The sequence below is a fragment of the bacterium genome (assembly GCA_020854115.1).
Classification (GTDB): domain Bacteria; phylum Patescibacteriota; class Saccharimonadia; order CAILAD01.
Genome location: JADZGC010000009.1, coordinates 1 through 17647, shown reverse-complemented (window position 1 = coordinate 17647; position 17647 = coordinate 1). Strand labels below are relative to the sequence as shown.

19 protein-coding genes are annotated in these 17647 nt (G+C 49.2%); 4 read left to right on the top strand and 15 right to left on the bottom strand.

Translation table 11 applies throughout. The features are described from left to right. Positions 1 to 42: 42 nt before the first annotated feature. From nusG to IT415_01430, 7 genes are all read right to left on the bottom strand, one after another. On the bottom strand, positions 43 to 579 hold the full coding sequence (gene nusG / locus IT415_01460) for a transcription termination/antitermination protein NusG (GenBank protein ID MCC7543359.1): 537 nt from the start codon (positions 577 to 579) through the stop codon (positions 43 to 45). 42 nt (positions 580 to 621) lie between these two features. Next, entirely contained in the window at positions 622 to 807 is a 186-nt protein-coding gene (gene secE / locus IT415_01455) for a preprotein translocase subunit SecE (GenBank protein MCC7543358.1), read from the bottom strand. Positions 808 to 932: 125 nt separating this feature from the next. Continuing rightward, positions 933 to 2255 carry a hypothetical protein gene (locus IT415_01450; GenBank protein ID MCC7543357.1) on the bottom strand — a complete coding sequence of 441 codons (1323 nt, stop codon included), beginning with the start codon at positions 2253 to 2255 and terminating at the stop codon, positions 933 to 935. A 3-nt stretch (positions 2256 to 2258) separates the two neighbouring features. After that, the gene (locus IT415_01445) at positions 2259 to 3098 is read right to left on the bottom strand and encodes a phytoene/squalene synthase family protein (protein ID MCC7543356.1); all 840 of its coding nucleotides are present in this window, start codon (positions 3096 to 3098) and stop codon (positions 2259 to 2261) included. After that, positions 3095 to 4174, bottom strand: coding sequence for a polyprenyl synthetase family protein (locus IT415_01440; protein ID MCC7543355.1), 1080 nt, complete (start codon positions 4172 to 4174; stop codon positions 3095 to 3097). The genes IT415_01445 and IT415_01440 overlap by 4 nt, the downstream gene beginning before the upstream one ends. Positions 4175 to 4177: 3 nt before the next feature. Then, positions 4178 to 4693 (bottom strand): hypothetical protein, encoded by a 516-nt coding sequence (locus IT415_01435; protein ID MCC7543354.1) that lies wholly within the window; start codon positions 4691 to 4693, stop codon positions 4178 to 4180. A 354-nt stretch (positions 4694 to 5047) separates the two neighbouring features. Then, complete coding sequence (locus tag IT415_01430; protein MCC7543353.1) at positions 5048 to 5287, bottom strand: NAD(P)-binding protein; 240 nt, start codon at positions 5285 to 5287, stop codon at positions 5048 to 5050. Between the two features lie 47 nt (positions 5288 to 5334). Between IT415_01430 and IT415_01425 the strand changes: the two genes are divergently transcribed. From IT415_01425 to IT415_01415, 3 genes are read left to right on the top strand one after another with little or no spacing between them, the layout of a single operon-like run. Beyond that, on the top strand, positions 5335 to 5712 hold the full coding sequence (locus IT415_01425; protein ID MCC7543352.1) for a lycopene cyclase domain-containing protein: 378 nt from the start codon (positions 5335 to 5337) through the stop codon (positions 5710 to 5712). Further along, complete coding sequence (locus IT415_01420) at positions 5709 to 6056, top strand: lycopene cyclase domain-containing protein (protein ID MCC7543351.1); 348 nt, start codon at positions 5709 to 5711, stop codon at positions 6054 to 6056. The genes IT415_01425 and IT415_01420 overlap by 4 nt, the downstream gene beginning before the upstream one ends. Then, the gene (locus tag IT415_01415; GenBank protein MCC7543350.1) at positions 5998 to 8052 is read left to right on the top strand and encodes a prenyltransferase; all 2055 of its coding nucleotides are present in this window, start codon (positions 5998 to 6000) and stop codon (positions 8050 to 8052) included. Before IT415_01420 ends, IT415_01415 begins: the two co-directional genes overlap by 59 nt. Before the next feature lie 4 nt (positions 8053 to 8056). Here the strand turns inward: IT415_01415 and IT415_01410 are convergent, their stop codons facing one another. Next, the gene (locus tag IT415_01410; protein MCC7543349.1) at positions 8057 to 8992 is read right to left on the bottom strand and encodes a hypothetical protein; all 936 of its coding nucleotides are present in this window, start codon (positions 8990 to 8992) and stop codon (positions 8057 to 8059) included. A 45-nt stretch (positions 8993 to 9037) separates the two neighbouring features. Then, on the bottom strand, positions 9038 to 11356 hold the full coding sequence (locus tag IT415_01405) for an HAD-IC family P-type ATPase (GenBank protein ID MCC7543348.1): 2319 nt from the start codon (positions 11354 to 11356) through the stop codon (positions 9038 to 9040). An 86-nt stretch (positions 11357 to 11442) separates the two neighbouring features. Here IT415_01405 and IT415_01400 point away from each other — a divergent pair, with 86 nt between their 5' ends. Beyond that, entirely contained in the window at positions 11443 to 12153 is a 711-nt protein-coding gene (locus IT415_01400; protein MCC7543347.1) for a TIGR00730 family Rossman fold protein, read from the top strand. Here the strand turns inward: IT415_01400 and IT415_01395 are convergent. The 6 genes from IT415_01395 to IT415_01370 are packed head-to-tail and all read right to left on the bottom strand — an operon-like array spanning position 12116 to position 17291. After that, on the bottom strand, positions 12116 to 12949 hold the full coding sequence (locus tag IT415_01395) for an alpha/beta fold hydrolase (GenBank protein ID MCC7543346.1): 834 nt from the start codon (positions 12947 to 12949) through the stop codon (positions 12116 to 12118). The genes IT415_01400 and IT415_01395 overlap by 38 nt on opposite strands. Positions 12950 to 12974: 25 nt before the next feature. After that, entirely contained in the window at positions 12975 to 13991 is a 1017-nt protein-coding gene (locus IT415_01390; protein MCC7543345.1) for a hydroxyacid dehydrogenase, read from the bottom strand. Beyond that, complete coding sequence (locus IT415_01385; GenBank protein MCC7543344.1) at positions 13988 to 15256, bottom strand: DUF4147 domain-containing protein; 1269 nt, start codon at positions 15254 to 15256, stop codon at positions 13988 to 13990. Before IT415_01385 ends, IT415_01390 begins: the two co-directional genes overlap by 4 nt. A gap of 37 nt (positions 15257 to 15293) precedes the next feature. After that, positions 15294 to 15581, bottom strand: a complete 288-nt coding sequence (locus IT415_01380; protein ID MCC7543343.1) for a hypothetical protein — start codon at positions 15579 to 15581, stop codon at positions 15294 to 15296. Beyond that, a complete protein-coding gene (locus IT415_01375) occupies positions 15578 to 16060 on the bottom strand; it encodes a hypothetical protein (GenBank protein ID MCC7543342.1) in 483 nt (160 codons plus the stop codon). Before IT415_01375 ends, IT415_01380 begins: the two co-directional genes overlap by 4 nt. Before the next feature lie 34 nt (positions 16061 to 16094). After that, positions 16095 to 17291: an amino acid permease gene (locus IT415_01370; protein ID MCC7543341.1), complete on the bottom strand. Its 1197-nt coding sequence runs from the start codon at positions 17289 to 17291 to the stop codon at positions 16095 to 16097. Positions 17292 to 17647: the final 356 nt, after the last annotated feature.

The following is a 17647-nucleotide window of genomic DNA, read 5'->3' as shown; positions in this document are numbered from 1 at the left end:
GGTGCAAGCGCCTGATTCTTCGGGCTCCCACGGTTACTTTCTTTAAATCTTCTTTACCTGCAAGCTGTCGAGCTCTACTGGGGTTTCACGACCAAACATCGAGACGAGTACCTTGATCTTGCCTTTAGCTTCGTCGATTTCGCTGATTTGTCCGTCGAAGCCTTTGAAAGGTCCGTCGGTGATGTTGACTGTCTCACCAATCGAGTAGTCGATCATGAACTTCGGCTCTTCAACACCCATGCGCTTTTGGATGAGCTTAATCTCATCTTCGCTCATAGGGCTTGGTGTGGTGCCGGTACCCACGAATCCGGTAACATTCGGTGTATTTCGTACGATGTACCAGCTATCTTCGGTGACATCCATGTTGACGAGAATATATCCTGGGAAGATTTTGCGCTCGACAATTCGGCGTTTGCCGTTTTTGATCTCGATCTGGTTTTCCTTCGGGACGACGACATCAAAAACCTTATCTTTCATGCCCATCGTGTCAATACGATGCAGAAGGTTTTGTGCCACCTGATCCTCATAGCCGGAGTAGGTGTGAATGACGTACCAATTGCCTGGTGATGTGGTCTTCATGTGATTGCTTATTGCTCGCTTATTATTAATTTACTCGGTGCTTTAGCGTGTGAGCAGTTTTTCGAGAATCGTACGGAACAATAGATCAAATCCGGCCAAGTATATGGCTACTACTGCAGTAAATATCAAGACGACGCTGGTCAAAAAAATCGCTTGTTGGCGGTTTGGCCAGATTACACGTCGAAGCTCGTGATAAGAGCTTTTGAAATATCGGATCAGTCGTTTCATTTGCTATTCGTAAATATTCTTAAAAATGTGCTCAACCTAAAAAAGCCGCCAGGGCTTTCTTATAAGAGCTATTCTACCCTGTTGTGGTTGTGCTGTCAATTCTTTTGTTCTCCTTATACAGACGTTTATCTCACAATGAAATCACTAATATTCTCAGGCAGTCGTTCTTGGAGGGAGGTGAAGAAGCGCTGAGTGGGGGCCTTGAGTAACGACAGCGCGATAACGATACTAATCCCAGCGCCAATCATTACTACGACTACTTGTAAGATAGCTGAGCGCCGCGGTTTGGCATGTGGTCGTGTGACGATGAGTTGTGAAACTGCCAATCGATAATTAATGTGCGCTAAATGGTGGTACACAAGCGACCAATACCCTTGCGACCAAAGTGTAAAGCCGACGATCGTAGCATAGAGCAAGAATGTAGACAGGAGCGTTAGGCCGGCTCTAGCGATGTTGTTGCGACCAACAGTGAACTGGCCGTAGCTAGTGGTGGACCATATAATTGCGAAAATTAGGCTGCCAGTAGCTAGTGTGACCAATAACCAAAAAAGTCCAAACCAAAGCGTTTTGGATGGCGATTTGATACTTAATCCTATGCTCTTAACGATTAGGAAGCTAGTTGACTGATTTGTTGCGGCCAACATCACGCGAGCCAGTGTTCGGTGTACGGCCAATATAGCTAGGATGAGTAAGCAAAATAACAGGACGAAATAGACGACGAGCCCCTGGTAGGCTACGAAGCGTGCCGTCTGAATACTCATAATCTTCAGCGTAATCATGACGAGTCCGCCGAGGCTGACGGCCGCGAGCAAGATATCGAGCAATGTAATCGCTAAGAGCCGGTGGGACTTCGCGATTGCTTGCCAACTGTATGCCTCGGTGTCTACTGAACGGTGGTCGATGTGGCGAAGATTCGCAGCGTAGCCGACTAGCTGCAAGACATGTCTGATAAGCCACACAATCAAGAGCGTAACAACAGCGAGGGCTGCGATGAGAAGAATCCGATTATACGGGGCGGTCAAAAGTCCGCGAATGAGGCTATAGCCTTGCTGTACTGTCAGATTTTGACTTTGTGTAACACCTAAGATGCCCCAAGGTAGGGCTGCACAAAGCCAGAATGCGGGCGATAATAATGAAATGATGAGTGCCGCGTCAAACGCTCGTCGGTCTTGCTTTTGGCGTAGAGACCGGGTGATGACTTGCCACGCTGAGATAGGGCGATTTGTGTGTTGACGGCTGGTCGGTAACGGGAGGACTGGATGGCTTACTTGATGCGGGTGCATCGCTGTTGGGTCGTATTCAGTGTGACGGGCTGTTGTATGGCTGCTTGGCTTGGTGCCTGTGGGCTGGATATGTCGCAATTTACGCCCGCTTTCGAGTGAATAGCGTATACCGTCTACTGTGACGTGACGGCGGGCAAGGTGGTGTGGTGAAGTGTTTCGTGCCATTGATTATCGATTATCCCAGACGAGCTTGAGTTTCTCGAGTCGACTCAAGCGCACCCTCTGGTTGTATACAGTATACTGCTTTTGCTTAATCCTTTCGAGTAGCGTGCTATACTGCGCAAGCACGTAGCGTACGGGTCGTTGGTATTGGGGGTGTAAATCGTCGATGTGTTTGGTGGCGTGTGCGAAATGCGTTTCGGCGCGTCGGGTCAGAATAGTGAGAGCTCGTTGCAGTCCTACTAGATTGCGACGTGCTAAGAGGTCGGCCGGACTGAGTTGGGCTTCGCGTAAAACACTTTGCGGGATGTAAATGCGCTGTAAGTCGATGTCGGCGCTGAAATCACGGATTATGTTGACGTACTGCATGCCAATGCCAAGCTGCTTTGCCCCCAATAGTGTCGAACGCTTTGGGGCTCCAAGGATGCGCGCACAGAGCACTCCCACCACACCAGCCACCTGATAGCTATATCGATCGAGATCACCAATGGTGAGCGGTTGGCGAAATGTAATATCACTTGTTACACCGTCAATGACTGTGGTGAGTTCATCTATTGGGAGTCGATGATGACGAACGGTGTCGAAGACTGCTAGCCATATCTCGGGTTGAATAGGCGGGATTTTTTGCAGGGTGAGTGCTCGTCGCATGGCGTACAATCGCTGTCGCTTAGTCCGTGCCGACAGCTGGGGGTCATCTGCAATATCATCGGCTATGCGACAGAATGCATACAGCGCCTGGATGGCTCGTCGGCTTTCGGTGTCAAATAGATAGGTTGTGAGTGCGAAGCTCGAACTGGCTCGGCGTGTGATTCGAGCGCACGCCTTGTAGCTGGCGCGCAAACCACTCATTTCGTTCGGCTCACCAAATAGTCAGTGAGCGCGGTAAATTCATCGCCAAGCCCACCCGGTAACGCGAGTTTACCAATAGCTTGCTTGGCGCGCTTCCCTTCTTCTTGAGCCAAAAAGGTCGTCTTTGCTTTCGCACCATTACCTGTAAGGATTTTGCGCACGAGCTTGAGATCGTTTTGGGTGACGGAGGTGTTACCGAAGAATTTCTTTAGAATGGTCGTTTGAGTATCGTCAGCAAATTGAAAGCCATAATGCATCAAGAGAGTTCGCTTTCCTTCACGTAGGTCAGAAATATTCGGTTTGCCGATCTCACGCGTAGTACCAAACATACCTATCAGATCATCGACAATCTGATAGGCAATTCCAGCATGCAGTCCGTAGCGCCCGAGAATGTTGAGGATGGTAGGATTGCCGCCAGCAAGAATCGCGCCACTGCGGAGGGGTGTGATCATGCTGTAACGAGCGGTCTTAAGCATGTAGATTTTCTTGATCTTATCGATCTTGAGATGTGCTTCGGTACTAGCTAGATCATCAAGTTGCTGACCGGCTGCGAGATGAAAATGAAGCTGATTAAGCTCTTTTTTGAGCTGGGCTCGGAGCTCGATGTCCACTGACATCGTGTCTATGACTTCGTGCGACATGCCGAGCGCAATGTCGCCCGCTAGGAGAGCCACATTGCGAGCATGGAGTTCTGTTTGCGAATCGGTCAGTCGGCGACGCAGGAGTCGCCGATACGCACCGGCAATATTTGGGCCGCCATAACGTTGGTCATCTTGATCCATGATGTCGTCATGAATCACAGCAAACAGATGATACAGTTCCCAGGCTACGCCGAGCTGAATAGCGTCTTTTTCGTGCTTACCACCTGCCACTTCATAGCCGAGCGATACTAAATACGGACGCAGCCGCTTCCCGCCCCGCAGGCTGAATTTTTTCATCTCGCTCAGGAGGCGCTTATATTGGGCGTCGATCTTGGCCGCTTCGTCGATCTTTTTGTCCCACAGCTTGGCAAGCTCTCCGTCGATGCTGGTCTTTATGCGCTTGATTCGTTGCTGAAGTCTGTCAGTTGGTTCCATTCTCTAGATCTTTCTGTATGCGTTCTGCAACCAGCTTACCAGAAAGCGTGACCATTGGTACACCACTACCGGGATAAGTTGAGGCGCCGACAAAGTAGAGGCCTTTGATGTCACGACTGACATTATGCGGGCGAGAATAGCCAGACTTAAAAGAAATAGTGGCTCAGGCCGAACGCCGAGCTGTCTGTGAGATTGAAACGATTGAGAAAATCTTCGGGGGGTGAATACAGCTTCGGTCTCAATCTTTTTATTGAGCTTTAGGTCCATGATGGCTTGCATCCGCTCAAGTACTCGTTCGTGAGTTTGTTCGATGGCTGTCAGCCAATCAACCTCTGCCTCCAGACTTGGGACGGGCACAAGGACGTAGATTACGTGTTTGTTCTTCGGCGCCAATGAAGGATCGGTTTTAGTCGGGATATGGACATAAAAGGCTGGATCTTTTGGGAGTACGCGGGCGTGGAAGATCTTCTCGAGGTTGTGCTTGAAGTCATCCGAAAAGTACACATTATAACTGAGCATGCCGCCGGGGCCCCGTACGGCGTGATCCCACGATACATCGATTGGAAGCTGAAGAGTTGACGCAGAGGCAAACCATCAAAGTAGCGTGATACGAATGAATATAGTTTCATCAGTCCCCTGCGCTTAAGGAGCTCTGTGCCAGCACTGACACCTATGAAGTCTCGGAATTTGTCAAAGTTTTTGTCAATAGAATTCGATCGAGCGAGTCGATAGATCTTTGCAGCATCTACAAAATATCGGTAGAACTGCTCGGGTGCGTTCGGATCTATGCGGGCAAGTTCTTTAATGAAGCGAGGAAGGTTGGACTCACCTCAATGGTTTCTCCGTCCGGAAACCAGGTCTTGTAGTTGGTTTCTAATTACGAAAGTGATGCGCAGCCATCGAGCGACCCCCACGGTATTCAAAGGTGTCGTAAAGGACATCGGTCATCATTAGGATTGTCGGGCCGGTGTCAAACGTATAGCCATCTTGTTTGATGAGATGAGCTCGACCGCCAACGGTCGATTCTTTTTCATAGACCGATACGTCGTGTCCGTCGCGTGCGAGACGTGCAGCAGCACACAGTCCGCCGACGTCAGCTCCAATTACAATAATTTGTTTTTTTGCGTTTTGCCATGTCTCATCAGACTATAATGGAATATATGTTTTGGCTCTATACTCCATGGGCATATGCCTTGATTCTGATCATTTCTCTGGCTGGACTCGCGCTGCTTGATTGGCGATATAGATTGCTCCTATGGCGCGGTGTGCCGTCCCGTCGCGCTGCGCTCGCGACGATTGGCTGCTTGGTGCTGTTCTTTAGTATCTGGTATGCAGCTGGGATATGGCTCAAGATATTCTTCGCGAACCCACGCTACGTGCTCGGGTTGTATTTTTTGACTCCAGATTTCCCGATAGAGGAAGTGCTCTTTCTGACGCTCCTTAGTTATGTCATATTGCTTGTTTCACGCATTGTGGAAGAATGTGAAGCGCATAAGTCACAAGAAGAAAAACACCCCAAAGCGCGAGCGACGCAATGAAACAGTATATCTATCTCCTGCTCTGTCTCGTGTTTATGCTTTTCGCGTGGCTTATTGTTCAGCGAGTACGCTATCGAGCAACTCCTCGAATCCTAAAAGTTGCTCTTATTTGCTACCTTATGATGGTCGTATTTAACACGTACCTGACGTCGTTGCCGATTGTGCGCTACGACTGGAATAAAGTGTTGGGTATCAAAATGATCTCGTGGCCGATAGAAGATATGGCCTACTTGGTGGTAGGATTGTATATGGCCCAGGCACTATATGAATACTGGCTGAAACAATATGAAAAAATCTATCAAGCAACCACAGCACTCTCCAAAAAATCGCGCTCGAAGCGATGATTTTTTGGAGAGTGTGCGAGCTATTTTATTAGCCAGTCGCCCGGTCAGCTGGATCAATACGGCAGTGCCTTTTGTAGTGGCGTATTTTTTCGCTGGCGGACAGATCTCGATGACCTTCTGGGTTCTCGCTAGCTATTTTCTTTTTCCATATAATATTCTGCTCTACGGCGTTAATGATATCTTTGATTATGAATCTGATCTGCAAAATGACCGCAAGGGTGGTATCGAGGGTAGTATTGTCGCACCTGAACGGCGTCATGTTATTTGGCTGGCAATTGCAGCTACAACGCTGATTTGGGGGGTTTGGATATGGACTGTTTTGGAGCCTGCCGGATTACTTGCCATGCTCGTGGTGGTGGTGTTGGCGCATACCTATTCGTTGAAAGGCTTGCGCTTCAAGGAGGTCCCCTTGCTCGATTCAATCAACTCATCATTGCATTTTGTTGGACCGGCATTCATAGGTATGCTCGTAGGCCCCACGCATCAAATACTTGATTTGCCGCTGACAGCATTCTTCTTCTGGGGTGTGGCTTCACACGCTCTCGGGGCGATCCAGGACATCGAGCCTGATCGAGCCGCTGGTATTCGTTCGATAGCTACGCAATGGGGTGCTCGGCAAACGATTCGTTTTACGATCGTCATGTATAGTTTGTCGTGCTTAAGCGTGGCGTTTATCCAACCACCGCTTACGGTCTTGGCGGCAGTCATGCTCCTCCCCTATGTGCTCAACGCCAGCTTTTTCCTCAAGTACACTTCCGATGCGCGGTCACATCTTTATCGACGAGGGTGGACAAACTTCATGTGGCTGAATTTTATCGTCGGTTTTTGGCTCACACAGCTTATTCTGTGGAATATTGACCCATTTCAGGTTGGTGTGGCGAAGTATGAGATTTTTCTGATCACTACCACCTTGACTAGCTTTGCTCAGTTGGGGCTAATTATGTACAATCTAGCACTTTTCCGTCGCCCAGCAACCACACGACTTGATGAGTGGCCGCGCATTTCCATACTGATTTACGCCTATAATCAGGTGGAGAATATCGCGAGTACATTATTGGCAGCGCTCGGTCAAAATTATCCTGATTTTGAGATTTTGTTCGTAGATCTTAGTTCTGAGGATAATACGCTCAAAATTGCGCGATCGTACGAAGATCCGAAGCTGCGTATAACAAAAATTGATCCAATTAAAAAGGGCTGGAGTATTCAAGCCTGGGCTGCAGACCAGCTGATCAAGAAAGCGACTGGTGAATACGCTGTCTTGCTGTCTGCAGACACAGTACTTCATCCGAACGCACTGGCGCAAATCGCGAGCACCATGTCGACGAAGCGTTTACAGTTACTCTCGCTCCTACCTGCCGATCAAAACAAATCATTAGCTCAAAAAACAATTCTTAGTCACAATCAATATTTACTTTTGGCAGCCTATCCGGCGGCTTACATGCAAATGCACGCTCCAGAGCGCTCGACCGTGCACGGTGGCGTGTTGGCGCTAGCAATTGATCCTGTGCGTGATCTGGGCGGATTTCGCATGGTTAGGGCTAGTCCGCTCGAAGAGCATGAGCTCTTCCATCGAGCCCGTCAGTATGGGCTAAAGGCTGGCCTGTATCGAGCAAGTGATTTGGCTACAAGTCAAAATCATCAAGATCTGCGTTCAATTTTGGCCGACGACATCCAGCGATTCTATCCTGCGCTCCGTTTCCACTTCCCCATTGTTTGGATGTTGTTTCTTGGCGGCTTGGTACTATTTACTGGACCGTTGGTTGTGGCAGTTATTGCCCTCATGAAGGAAGATCAAAGTATGTTTATGCTGTCATTGATTGCAATTTTTTCGCAGCTTGTGACCCGTTGGGTTGTCGCTTGGGAGAGCAAGCAAAATCTCTTAGCACAAGTGTTGGCGCCAGTTACGAATGTATTGGTAATGTTTCTATTACTGCTGTCGGCGTTGCAGTATGAATTACTCAAGCCTCGGTGGCAAAAGCGCACCGAGCTATTATAAGCATTTAGCGTCGCGGTAAGTTAGTTTTTATGATCGGACCGCCTTGTCTGCGCACCGTGTTGCGTCGCCATAGTAAGAGGCTTAATACGTAGATGATGGTTGCTATGACCCAGGTCACCGCACTTGGGAATGTGACTTGTGTGGCAATTTGACCCGCTATGCGCAATGGCAAGTCAGTGAGCGTGATAGCGCCTGACGATTTGGCGAGCATGGGCAGCGCGATAGCTAGCGTAAATAGTAAGGCGCTCTCGATGGCTAGTAATAGCGCCGGTGCCATCATCATATTGACGCGCGAGGCGCGAGCCGAAAGTGCGTATCCGGCGATAAGACATAGAGCCAGAATGGTGAGCGCAACTAGGCTATTTTGTATCAGTGTATACGTGTTCTTGATCGATTGGACAGTAGTCTGAAAACTCTCAGGAGAACCCTCGGCTGACGTTGTGGTTGTTTGCGCACCTTGCGCACCAGTGAGTTGTTGCAGGCCGGATAGCTTGATTTGATCCGGTACTTGTTGTGTGAGGGTGGTGGAGAAAAAATTCAGCTCAGGCGCGGGCAGTTCGTTCGCCTGTAGGGCCACTAATAATGAATCCTTGATCGGCTTAATGATAAGTATTACGTCAGGCGCTGGAGTGTCTTGTGGCTGCTGCATCCAGATTACAATATCAACCAATGCCGGCTGGATAACTGACTCTACGGATTGGTCAGTGATTGCGTCATTAACTGACTTGTTGAAAATAGTTTGGTATTGTTCGGGGATTCGCTGAGAGCCGATAATGACGCTGCGCATTTGTTCAGCAGCGATTGAGTAGGCGCCGGATTGTTTGAGGAGGGCGTTCGTACTTACACCAGAATTGAGCAAGTATGTGATTGTATGGCCGATAAGGATCAGTGGGAAGATTAGTCCGATGAGCGCCAAGAAGAAACGTCGAAGAAATAGCATGATAACTTCATTGTGACGTGCTGATACTATTGTGACAAGTAAAAACTACAGGCGGCCGTTTGCACTGAGCCAGAAGCCGATACGTGACATGGCATGGCGATGGAGTGAAATAAATTGCACTAAAATCGCCGCGCATGAGATCGAGATACCTAGCGTCAGCCAGTCAGATTGTAGTCCACTCAGCCCAAAGAATTGACGCACCGGCTCGATCATAAAGAAGCCAGCTAATGCGCATAGCGAAAACAGAAGTGCTGCGCCAACACGACGTGAGTAGTCTTTAGTCGGTGTAATGTCTAAGGCTCGTGGAGCAATGATGAGCATACTCATGCCGAGCGTGAGGGTAGTCGTAAAGAGGGTCATATGTACGTCAATGTAATATATACGTGCCATGATAAATGCCGCAACACTTACTACCGATGTAATAAGCCCATTGGCAAGCACGAAGGGCATGATTTGTCGCAAGTACCCTGGTTCGAAGGCGGTGCGTCGTCGATCACGCGGGTAGAGCGTCCAAATAAGTATTGGGAGCCCGATGATGAAGTAATTCAAGATCGTAATATTGCGTGGAGAGAATGGATACGGCGTAGCCGTGATCAGTGCCGTCACTAGCAGCGTGAGACCTACGATGACTTTATTTAAGAATAATGCCCCAATGAGCTCCATAGTTGTAATAATTGAGTCAGCTAAACGAACACCCTTTGGAAGGTCATCGAATTGGTTTTTGAGCAGGATGATATCCGCCACAGAACGAGTTATTTCGGCGGCGTCGAACATACTTATGCCTAGGTCGGCTTTCTTGATCGCCAGCGCGTCATTGGCTCCGTCCCCCACCATCCCAGTGTAACCTACCTTTTGGCAGGCCTTGATGAGCTGCGCTTTTTGTTGTGGTGAGATGCGTGCGAAAAGTGTATGTTCGCGCACAATTTGCACCAACTCATGAGGTTGCTTATTGGCTATTTTTGTCCCCAGTATGACCGCTTCTTCATGGTCGACGAGCTGCAAAGATTGGGCGACAGCTTTTACGGCTGCTGGGTGATCGCCTGAAATAATTTTGATTGCTACAGCTCGTTTCTTAAAGAAGCTTAGTGTTTTTGGGGCTGTTTTTTTGATCGCCTGCTCGAAGGCAATAACACCAAGTATTTGCAATCGAGATTGGTGCTTGAGTGTACTATTTCGACCAGCCGTGGCCACGAGTATCACTCGCTGACCACGCTCTGTGCAGTCTTTGATCGCCTGCTCGAGGCGACTGCCGACTATAAAGCGGAAGCGTTGGCTCAAGGATTCGGGTGCACCTACTACGATTTGTCGCGAAGCAGTCCTGACGACGCCATATCTACGCTCGCTAGCGAAGCTCCTGGTGACTGTAGCATTGCCTGGCTTGCTGGCTCCAAGTGCTTGAGCCAGTGTACCTTTTGGATCAGAGCTTGTGAAATATTGCTGGGCTGCCCGGATTACGGCTTGCTTGGTCTGCCCGCTCTGGGCAATCACTTCGCCAAGCGTGACGCTCTGTTCGGTCAGGGTGCCTGTTTTATCTAGGCACAGTATTTGCAGTCGAGCTAACGCTTCCGCGGAATGAATATGCTGCAGAAGAACTTGGCGACGTAGGAGTTTGATAGCGCCATACGCAAAGAGCAGCGTTGAGGCTAGGATCAATCCTTCAGGGATGATAGTTCCGGTTAGGGCTGCTATTTGTTTTATAAGAGAGACTGGATCGCCGCCGACGTACTGTTGTCGTACGAATAAGGCAATGACAGCGATGATGAGAGTGTAGCTCAAGACACTAATTATGCCAGCCAAAGCGCGCTGGATTGGGGTGCTGTGCCACTCATGTTTTTTGACCTCGTCGGTCATCGCCCCTAGCTTGGTCTCGTGCCCCACGGCGACTACCTGGATGATTCCCTCACCCGCGGTGACGAAGCTGCCAGCATACACCACCTGGTCAAGTTTTTTCACTATACTAGTAGATTCGCCAGTCAAAAAAGCTTCGTTGACTTCAAGTCCTACTGAATTCAACAGACGACCATCGACGGGTATCTGATCGCCGGTACGTATTGATAGCCGATCGTGGATATGGATTTGCTCGATTGGGATGTCTTTGGTTGTGCCATCTTCGAACAGTCGTCGAGCAGTACGGGGCAGCATACTCGCCAGTCGTTCGAGAACGATGCGTGCTCGGATTTCCTGGATGATGCCAGTGGCGATATTGATGACCAGTACACTTGATATAAATAATGCGTCACGCACCTCGCCAAACCAAAGAAGGAGGATTATCACACTGCCCATTACAAACGTAACGACGCTGACGGTGTGGCGCAAGACGATCGCACCAATATCTTTCCAGAAGCGGCGCTGCGAGGTACTCATCGAGCTGCGATTGCCTGTTCGCATTGAGTATTCATGCTTCTTATTGTAGCACGATCGATATGATCTAATTCTGGTACAATATGCTTATGGTTAAGCCAAACAAGTCTCATGATTACTCACGTGCCCGAATGCGAGAACTTTGCACGATGTACGAGACTCATCCTGGCGAAGACCCCGAGACGACGAAGCGTGTCGAGCGTATTGAGACGGAATTTCGTCGAGCATTTGATCTCTTGGAAGAGCTGCCGAAGAGTGTGAGCATTTTTGGCTCTAATGCTGTTCGTGAAGGAAATCAATACTATGGTGAGGCTCGTCGGCTCGCCTACCGCCTAGCTAAAGACGCAGGACTAGCAATTGTGACTGGCGGGGGTCCTGGCATCATGGAAGCGGCAAATCGTGGGGCCGCAGAAGCTGGCGGTGTGTCAGTTGGCTTTCAGATAGATATACCGAACGCTGAGCCAAAAAATCATTACGCGAATCGTGAGCTTAAGTTTCATTATTTCTTTTCACGTAAAGTAGCCTTAAGCTTTGCTGCGTCAATGTATATTTTTTTTCCAGGTGGATATGGTACTCTCGATGAGTTTTTTGAACTCATTACGCTTATACAGACTCGCAAGATCCAGCCAATTCCAATTTATTGTTTTGGCAGCCGATATTGGCAGCCGATTGAGCGAATGTTGTCGAGTTATGCACTACGTGATGGTTATATCTCCGAACGAGATATGCGGCTCTTTACGATTGGTGATGATCCAGATGAAATTATTCGAGCTGCTCGGCAGGCTCCGGTTCGCGAATAATAGCTCGGACGATAGCTTGATACATTTTTGGTCGTATTTCATGGCTTGAGTTTACGCGTGTGAGCCTGGTGCGCGGCCGCTCGATGAAGGCCTTTTTTAGGTTGTTGGCGAGCACTACTTGATCGAGAGACCCGTAGAGTACTTCTATTGGTAGGTCATTTGGAAGTGACTTGATATCATGCGTGGTGGTTTGCTCTTCGATAGTGTGCTTGAGCGAGCTGACCACTGGATACCAGTTTTGCTCATCGAGTCGAGCCTGCATATTGAGAGTTGGCATGTGGCTAACTAATGCCCGGGCGGAACGAATAATCAAGTCGCGCGGCGCGTTGCGTAGAACTTTATAAAATGTTAAATATCCTTTGTCGATGAGATTTTCGAGCCTGATATCTTTTGACTCTGCAGCGTGATGGTAGATAGGCATTGACACGAGCACGAGCTTTTCGATCCATCGTGGGTGTAGACGTGTCCAGTGGACGCCGATGATACCTCCCATCGAATAGCCGACAATAATCTTTGGTCTCCAAATACCTCGCCAGAAGAGTGTCCAGCGAATCGATCGTATATGTGCCCGCACATCATAATGGATATTCGTGGGCTTCGAACTGTGCCCATGCCCAAGGAGATCGATGGTGACGCAGCGATATTCATGCTCGAGTGGCTGCATGATGGGTTGCCAGATCTCTTTGTAAGAGGCTATGCCATGGAGAAAGACAATAGTTATTTTGCCGTGGCCATAGCAGCGAGTTTTTAGTACGTACGGGATGCGCAATAAACGATGTATTGAATCGGGCAACATTGACTACTAGTATACCTGACAGAGTCTATTTGCTCACCACGTTCTGTGGCGTGCCATCGATCACTGAGCGGATATTATCGCGTGTGGTTTCGCGGATTCGCATCAGAGCTTCTGTGGTGTTGTAGGCATTGTGTGAGGTCATAATCACCTGTGGAAGTGCGCGCAGTATCTCTAAGTTTTTTACGTCGGCTGGAATGGTGCGTTTCTCGGCGATCATGTGTAGTTCTTCATCAAGATCTAGATATTGCTCACCTTCTACAACATCCAGGCCGGCGCCTGCCAGCTGGTTGGATTTGAGAGCTTTAATGAGTGCGTTGGTACTGACGAGTGAGCCGCGCGCTGTGTTTATGAGCACGGCTGATGGTTTCATGCGGGCGAGTGCCGAGGCATTGATGATGTGGGTATTTTGCTTGGTGCCTGGCATATGGAGACTTACAATATCCGACTGCTCTAGTACATCATTAAATACACGATATTCAAAGCCGAGCTCTATTGCCTTGTTGTGATCTGGGTAGACGTCGTGGGCGATGACGCGCATATTGAAGCCGCGCGCAATATGAATCACTCGTAGTCCAATTCGACCAGTCCCGAGTACGCCGAGCGTTTTACCTGCTAGATCGTGCCCAGTGAGTTCTTGGGCACTAATATCTCCTTGGCTGACGGCGTCAAGGGTGGCCGGTATGCGCCGCAGCACAAGCATGGCTAGGAGCATGGCGTATTCTGCAACGGTATGCTCACCGTAGCTTGGCACATTTGTGACGATGACCCCGCGCTTTTTTGCAGCCCCAATATCAACCATGTCATACCCAGTTGAGCGACAGGCGATGTGCTTGAGCCTCGGAAAATATTTGAGTTGAGTTGCACCAACGTGGCTCGCGACATGTATCGCGATAACCTCTGCTTGTTTGACTGCTGGACAACTAGGATCTATGACAGGAGAAGGAATGCCGACGACTTCATGGTATGGGAAGCTGCGGCGAAACAGCAGTTCGTCAGCCCTGCTACTCGAATAAATGATTAGTGTCGGTTTCTTGCGGCTCATTGCTTGTCTCTCAGTACGAGCACGAAGTCAGAGACATTGGCCGTCACTTTTTTGATTTGTAGATGGTCACCGAGCCGACGCAATGCACGATAGCTGCGATTTTTTTCGACGGCGGCCTGTGGATCGATTCGTTTACGACGACATTGAGAGACTGTCCATACGCTATCGGCGATAGCCCCGGCCACCGGAACATTGTCCTTTCCATCTGAGGCGGCTGAGATGATTGCGGAATGTTGCGGTAAGTGTTGGATGGATGATAGCACAAGGTCTTGATTGCGACCGCCTTTGCCGGGATGAGTTACCACGACTTCAGTTTCGCCGCAGGCGATAAGTGCTTCACCTGGCTTGACGGTTTTTGCGAGCGTCGGCCCTACTTGCTTGGCGAGCCCATTGAGATGTGAGTCATACGTGCGAGGCTTGTAGCCAAGCGATCGGGCTTTGTGGCGCATGGCATCAAGTGTCGTCTTGCCATTCGCGAGCAGGATATTGTGTACTTTTTTAAAGTACTTCGTGTCTTTTGGGGTCTCGAGGAGCTGAATGTTTGGTAGTCCGTATTTTTTGGTGATGCGCTGAGCTTGTAGGCGCGTGGTTTTATCAAGTACGGTTGGCCCCGAGGAAACCATACTAATGTCATCACCAGGTACATCGGAGATGATGAGGCTTGCTACCGTTGACGGATACGCATATGCCGCCATGCGACCACCATGAAAGAGTGAAACGTGCTTGCGAACGGTATTGATTTCTTGGATTGTTGCGCCGGCGCGCAATAGTACTGAGCTAATGAATTGTAGCTCGAGGCAGGTTAACCCACCTGGCTGACATGCTAACGCTGAGCCGCCGCCGCAAATAATAGCGATCACCAGGTCGTTCTTACGGGTGCGCTTGAGGAGTTCGACAAGTTTTTTGGTGGCTCGGATGTTCTTCTCTGATGGTAATGGATGAGTGCCCGACAGTGAACGGATTTTCTTCAGACGATGACGAGTGAGGTCGATAACGAGACCAGACGAAATGCGCCCCGCTCCGAGAATGCGTTCGATTTGCTGCGCGGCGAGTGCCGAACCTTTACCGGCACCGACGACATACACTTCCTCATGTTCATCAAGGTCAAAAGTCTGGTCCGCGATGGTTAATTGATTATCATGAAGTTTTACGGCGTTGCGGAAGATTGACTCGATACTGATTGCTTCATAGCCAGCCTCAATGATCTCGAGAGCATCTCGACGCAGAGGTGTCTTGGCGAGATTGTTCATGTTCTTGATGATCATACGATCATCATAGCATAAGCGTAATCAAGAAGGTGTTCTAACTAGCTATGGCAGTAAGGTATTCTTGCACGAGATCTGTGGCAGTTTCTTCTAGTTGCTGGCTGATTTCTTCACTACTAAAGTTGGTGCGGATATACTCTGCTGCAGCATCGTCGTTTGCGAGTTTCTCAGATGGTGGTCGCTGAGATAATAGTGTAGCGAGCGTTTCGAGGACAATGACGTCCCCGAGTTTGCCGACCTGCTGGTTCACCTGTTCATTGTTGGCGCCACGCTCCAAGAGGTGTGTCTTGAGCTGGTCTAGAGTTGTGATTTCCTGGATATTCATGCTACAGACTCCCCATCAGTAGCATGCGGTTGATTTGAAAGTCTTCGCAAATCTCGGGTCTCACTGTCTGCAAGCATCCCCTGCAAAATCGATGTTGCCAACAGTCCAAAACTAGTTGTACCAACAATCGTTTCGGCTAGTACGGGTACTTGATCGGCACTGATGCCGGCCTTAACCCCAATTGCAGCCACGACGACCCCCATTGTCTTGAGTAGTGCATTCACTGCTCGATCTGATGTATTACCTCCGTAGTCATCTCTTTTTTCGGGCAAGTGCGTCAGGTGGTGTAATATAGTCATTGCGCCACTTGTACGCTTCGACAAGAATGCGTCACCTTTCTCAACCACTTCTTCCTGCGGCTCGCGCTCCGATTGCGCCTGCACAATCTTCTTTAGGTCTTGCGCATTTTGATTCTTCTCAGCTTCAATGGCCCCAATGTCCGGTTGTCTTTCAGCTCGCTCTTTTGGTGTTGGCCCCATACCATGTCCTCCTTTTATAGATTGTAACGTATTCTCAGCCAACGAATACCATCAGCGCTGAAAGTATTAAGCCAAGTATCGGAATAATGATCGGGATAGATAGTTTGGGCTGTCTGGCGGCTGGCCTGAACTTAATAACAATCAGGCTTAAATTTACCAGACAGAATAGAATCAGTACGACGTAGCTTGTCAGGCTTGCGAGAGAAACAATCGGCAGACTGAGCGCGGCTGCTGTCATGACGATTACCGAGATGATGGTGGCTAAGATGGGCGTGCGCGTCTTACGATGTACTGCTCCGAAGTGAGCGTGAATGAGGCCGCGCTGAGCCATACCGTATAACAGCCGCGATACGAGTACGAGGTGTACTAATACGCCGTTGATAGCCGAAAGAATACCGATGGTCGAGATGAGTGTGCCAGGAGTTTTTGTGATGCCTGTAAAAATGTCGGCGAGTGGGGTTTGAGAGGCGGCTAGACTTTCAATTGGGATTGAGTGGGTGGCAACAATGACTACCAGAATGTACAGTACGGTCGCTGCGATCAGCGCAATGATGATTGCTAAGGGCATGATTTTTGCAGGCGCCTTAGATTCTTCGGCTACATTGACGATATCTTCGAAACCTATGAAGGCATAAAAAGCTAAAAAAGCACCACCCAGAATAGCCGTAATAGATACCCGAGACGTTTGTACCGACTGGTATGTATCTAAGCTCACTAAGATATCGCGCCCTGCCCAGATAATCATAGCTAGCCCTACGATCTCTAAGATGGTTATGATGGCTGCAGTCTTTGAAGATTCGGCGATACCGTAGGCTGTAATTGCGCCGAGTCCTAGGAAAAGCAAAATGACGAGAATTGGCGTTGAGATATCGACAAAACTTTGCATGTACCCAGCAAAGCCGATCGCAAGGGTGGCGGATGAGAATATCGCAGACAAGAGGATAAGCAGTCCAACGAACTGCGCCAGCGGCTTGAGCTTCAAGCCCTCATGTACATAGGCACTCGCGCCTGCGCTGACTGGGAAGCGGTGTGAGAGCTCCATATACGATAGGGCTGTCAGCCCCGCGATACCGGCGGCAATGATGAACGATAGTGGCGCTGCGGTACCGGCCTCGCCGGCGACTTTGCCTATCAAGACATAGATACCTGCACCGAGGACATTTCCAAGCCCGAAGAGCGTGAGGATTGGCAGCGATATGCTGCGCTTGAGCTCTATTTTTTTCGAAGTCATGTATGTATTTTAGCATGAGCAGTTTCGATGTTTCCTTTATCAGGTTGTGCGATCAGAAGCAGTTTAGCGGCCCGACTCAAGGCTTTGGTCCACGTCGCGTGGGTGGTGTCCGTGGCCGTGGAGCGGGCAGAATGAATTTGTCGCTCGGAACAATCCAAAAACCACATGAGCGGTATCTAAAACTTCTGGAGTATTGCCAAAGTGCGACCAGCTAAACCATGAGGGCTGGGAAAAGACCATTTCAACCTGCATCTCAAAGAATGTGAATTCGGGTATAATATGAGACATGAGAACATGTACACAAAGTTACTCGAACTGCTCCGAAAGGAAGCACGTAACTAGACTAAACTAGTCTT